The organism is Kineococcus glutinatus (assembly GCF_039542765.1).
Lineage (GTDB): Bacteria > Actinomycetota > Actinomycetes > Actinomycetales > Kineococcaceae > Kineococcus_A > Kineococcus_A glutinatus.
Map to the genome: position 1 here is coordinate 1 of NZ_BAABIL010000763.1, position 4,000 is coordinate 4,000.

Genomic DNA, 4,000 nt, shown 5'->3' on the forward strand with positions numbered 1-4,000 from the left:
CGGCCGCGGCCAGGCGCACCACGTCCGCGGGCGCCGCGGCGACGAGCGCGCCCGGCGGGGTGCCCGCGCCCGGCCAGCGGGTGCCCGGGGGCACCGGCGAGGCGAACACCGCCCCCGTGGCCGGGTGCGGCAGCGGGCCCGTCCTCACCGCCCCGCGACCTCCCGCGCCAGCCCCTCCAGCACCCGGGCGTAGATGCGGTCCAGGCCGCGCGGGGCGAAGGTGCGCTCGAAGAACCCCCCGACGCCACCGGCGCCCTGCCAGGTCGTCGTCACCACGACCTCGCTGGCACCGGCGCCGGCGGGCACCACCCGCCACGTCGTGGTGAGCGTGGAGTTGCGGTCGCGCTCGACGAGGCTGACCGCGTCGGGGGCGCTGACGTCGGCGACCACCGAGCGCACCCGCTTCTTCGTGGCGTGCAGCTCCCAGCGCGCCACGGTGCCCGCGCCCGTGCCGCCCTCCAGCACGCCGTACCCGGTGAACTGCTCGGGCAGCAGGCGCGGGCGGACGTCGCGGTAGTCCGCGAGGGCGGCCAGCACCCGCTCGGCGGGGGCCTCGACGCGGCGGGTGGTGGTGGCGGTGACGGTGGCCATGGTGCTCCTCGGGGTGGGGGTCAGCGGCGCGCCAGCGAGGACGCGATGCCGTCGAGGATGTCGTGCTCGCTGGTGACGACCTCCACCACCCCGCTGGCGGCCGCGACCCGGTCCAGGACCTCGCCCCACACCAGCGCCCCCGCGGCGATGACGTCGACGCGGCCGGGGTGCAGGTAGGGCAGCGCGGCCCGCCGCGCGCGCGGCATGGCGAGCAGCGCGTCGCAGGCCGCCCGCACCCGCCGCAGCGGCAGCACCGCGCCGTGGATGCGGGCGGGGTCGTAGCGGGGCAGGTCCAGCGCGGCCGCGGTGAGCGTGGTGACCGTGCCCGCCACGCCGACGAGGGTGCGGGTGCGCTCCAGCGGCACCACCGCGGCCACCTCCTCCAGGGCGGCGGCGACGTCGGCGCGCGCGGCGGCCACCTCCGGCGGGGCGGGCGGGTCGGAGCGCACGTGCCGCTCGGTGAGGCGCACGGACCCCACGTCCACCGAGCGGCCCGCCTCGACGTCCTGCGCGCCCAGGACCAGCTCGGTGGAGCCGCCGCCGAGGTCGACGACGAGGAACGGCGCCGGGTGGCGGCCGCGCAGCCCGGCGGTGGCACCGGCGAAGGACAGCGCCGCCTCCTCCTCGCCGGTCACGACCTCCGGCTCCACCCCGAGGCGCTCGCGCACCCCCGCGACGAGCTCCTCCCGGTTGGACACGTCGCGGGAGGCGGAGGTGGCGACGAAGCGCACCGAGCCCGCCCCGAGGGGCACCCCGTGCCGGCGGCACGTCGCGGCGACCTCGTCCACCGCCTGCAGCGTGCGGTGCAGCGCCTGCGGGGCGAACGCGCCCGTGCGGTCCACGCCCTCCCCCAGCCGCACCACGCGCATCCAGCGCTCCACGTCGCGCGCGGGGCCCCGCGCGGGCACGTCGGCCACCAGCAGCCGCAGGGAGTTCGTGCCGCAGTCCACGGCGGCCACGCGGCGGGTCCCGGTCACGGGGGCATCCTGCCCGGCGCGGGGCCGGGTCACCTGCCAGGGTGGGGGCGTGGTCACCGCGCGGGACGCCGTCGTCGTCGGCTCCGGGCCCAACGGCCTGGCCGCGGCGGTCACCCTGGCCGCCGCCGGGCTCGACGTCGAGGTGGTCGAGGCCGCGGACACCCCCGGCGGCGGGTCCCGCAGCGCGGAGCTGACCCTGCCCGGGTACCTGCACGACGCCTGCTCGGCCGTGCACCCGATGGCCGCGGCGTCCCCGTTCTTCCGCGCCTTCGACCTGCCCGCGCGGGGCGTGGAGCTGCTGGAGCCCGAGGTGCAGTTCGCCCACCCCCTGGACGAGGGCCCGTGGGGGGTGGCGCTGCGGGACCTCGACGCCACCGCCGACCTGCTCGGCGCCGGCGGTGCGCGCTACGCCCGCCTGCTGCGACCGCTCGTCGAGGAGGCGGGCGAGCTGGTGCCGACGTTCCTGTCGACGCTGCGCTCACCGCCCGCGGGGCCGGGGCTGGCCGTGGCGGCGTCGTTCGCGCTGCGGGCGGGGCTGACGCTGCCCGCGCTGCTGGCGGGGCTGGGCGACGAGCGCGCGGCGGGGCTGCTGGCCGGGGTGGGCGCCCACGCGCCCGGCCGGCAGGTCGGCATCGCGCCCGCCGCGGTGGCGGTGGTGCTCACCGCCCTGGCGCACTCCGGCGGCTGGGTGGTCCCCCGGGGCGGGTCGCAGGCGCTGGTGGACGCCCTGGTCGCGGACCTGCGGGCGCGCGGCGGCACGCTGCGCACCGGGCAGCGGGTGCACGACCTCGGCGAGCTGCCCCCGGCGCGCGCGGTGCTGCTGGACGTCTCCCCCGCCGAGGTGCTGCGCATCGCGGGCGACCGGCTGCCCGCCGCCCACGCGGCAGCGCTGCGCCGCTACCGCTACGGGCCGGGGGCCTGCACGGTGCACTACGCCCTCGCGGGGCCGGTGCCGTGGCGCGACGAGGCCGCCCGCCGCGCCGGCACCCTGCACCTGGGCGGGACGTGGCGCGAGATCGCCGCCGCCGAGGCGGAGGTCGCCGCCGGCCGGCACGCGCAGCGGCCCTACGTGCTCGTCGCGCAGCCCGGCGTGGTCGACCCCGGCCGCAGCCCGGACGGGCACGCGGTGCTGTGGACGTACTGCCACGTGCCCAACGGCTCGACGCTCGACGTGAGCGCGCACGTCGACGCGCAGGTCGAGCGGTTCGCGCCCGGTTTCCGCGACCTCGTGCTGGCCCGGCACGTGCGCACCGCGGCGCAGCTGGCGGCGGAGAACCCCGCGGACGTCGGCGGGGACTTCGCGCAGGGCGCGACCACGCTGCGGCAGGTGCTGGCCCGGCCGGTACCGCGCTGGGACGTGCACAGCACGCCGCTGGCGGGGCTGTACCTGTGCTCGTCGGCGACGGCACCGGGCCCGGGCGTGCACGGCATGTGCGGCTGGTGGGCGGCGCGCGCGGCGCTGCGGCGGACCTTCGGGATCCGGCGGATGCCGTCGGTGGCGCCGCGGTAGGGCGCCGGCGGCAGCACCTCAGCGGCAGGGCGTCAGCGGCAGGGCGTCAGCGGCAGGGCGTCAGCGGTGCGGGCAGGTGGTGGGCCAGCCGGTCGGGTCGGCGCGCAGCAGCTCCAAGGCCTCGTCGCCGAACGGGTTGACGCCCGGGCCGACGGCGAGGGCGTGCCCCACGAGGGCGTGCAGGCACTTGACGCGGGTGGGCATGCCGCCCGCCGAGACGCCCTCGATCTCCGGCACCGCGCCCAGGGCCGCCCGCCGGCGCAGGTAGTCCTCGTGGGCGGCGGTGTAGGCGGCGGCGAGGTCCTCGTCGTCGGCCAGCCGCTGCGTCATCTCCCGCATCAGCCCGGAGGACTCCAGGGTGCTGACGACGGCGGCGGCGTGCGGGTCGACGAGGTAGAAGGTCGTGGGGAACGGCGTGCCGTCGGGCAGCCGGGGTGCGGTCTCCACGACGTCGGGGCGCCCGCAGCGGCAGCGGTGCGCCACCGCCACGACGCCGCGCGGCTCGCGCCCGAGGAGCTCCGCGATCGCGGCGAGGTCCTCGGCGGCGACGCCCGCGGCGCTCACCGCACACCCGTGGCGTCGGGGGCGGGACGGGCGCTGGGGGCGGGCACGGAACCGGTCAGGTCGTCCTGCGGTGCCAGGCCCGCCACCCGCAGCGACTCCCACACGTTGGCGTACCACGCCTCCGTCGGGCGGGGCACCGTCGCGGCGGCGTCGGCGGGCGCCACGGCGTCGGCATCGCTGTCCTGGTCCACGACGTACGGCGTCTCGCCGGGCATGACGTACTGCAGCCGCTCGCGGGCCTGCGCCCGCACGAACTCGTCGTCGCCCCAGCGGTCCAGCTCGGCCTGGGACCGGGTGAGCTGCTGCGGGTCCCGCCCGCCGGTGCGGCCGCCCTCGCCGTGGTCGCGGTGGCCGCGCT

The 4,000-nt window shown here is 79.4% G+C and carries 5 protein-coding genes; 1 reads left to right on the forward strand and 4 read right to left on the reverse strand.

What is annotated here, in order from left to right; genetic code table 11:
* Positions 1-144 precede the first annotated feature (144 nt).
* Both ABEB16_RS21100 and ABEB16_RS21105 read right to left on the reverse strand, forming a co-directional pair.
* Positions 145-591: an SRPBCC family protein gene (locus ABEB16_RS21100; protein ID WP_345714146.1), complete on the reverse strand. Its 447-nt coding sequence runs from the start codon at positions 589-591 to the stop codon at positions 145-147.
* A gap of 20 nt (positions 592-611) precedes the next feature.
* Positions 612-1,568: a Ppx/GppA phosphatase family protein gene (locus ABEB16_RS21105; protein ID WP_345714147.1), complete on the reverse strand. Its 957-nt coding sequence runs from the start codon at positions 1,566-1,568 to the stop codon at positions 612-614.
* 49 nt (positions 1,569-1,617) lie between these two features.
* Here ABEB16_RS21105 and ABEB16_RS21110 point away from each other — a divergent pair, with 49 nt between their 5' ends.
* Positions 1,618-3,078 (forward strand): phytoene desaturase family protein, encoded by a 1,461-nt coding sequence (locus tag ABEB16_RS21110; RefSeq protein WP_345714148.1) that lies wholly within the window; start codon positions 1,618-1,620, stop codon positions 3,076-3,078.
* Between the two features lie 60 nt (positions 3,079-3,138).
* On the opposite strand, the gene ABEB16_RS21115 is transcribed toward ABEB16_RS21110, so the two are convergent.
* Together ABEB16_RS21115 and ABEB16_RS21120 are read right to left on the reverse strand one after the other, a co-directional pair.
* Positions 3,139-3,642 carry a DUF501 domain-containing protein gene (locus ABEB16_RS21115; protein WP_345714149.1) on the reverse strand — a complete coding sequence of 168 codons (504 nt, stop codon included), beginning with the start codon at positions 3,640-3,642 and terminating at the stop codon, positions 3,139-3,141.
* A partial coding sequence (locus ABEB16_RS21120; RefSeq protein ID WP_345714150.1) for an FtsB family cell division protein occupies positions 3,639-4,000 on the reverse strand: 362 nt, incomplete at its 5' end. The genes ABEB16_RS21120 and ABEB16_RS21115, both read right to left, overlap by 4 nt.

Excerpts from the sequence above, each read along its gene's own strand:
- ABEB16_RS21100 (WP_345714146.1), bottom strand. The coding sequence starts at position 591 with ATGGCCACCGTCACCGCCACCACCACCCGCCGCGTCGAGGCCCCCGCC.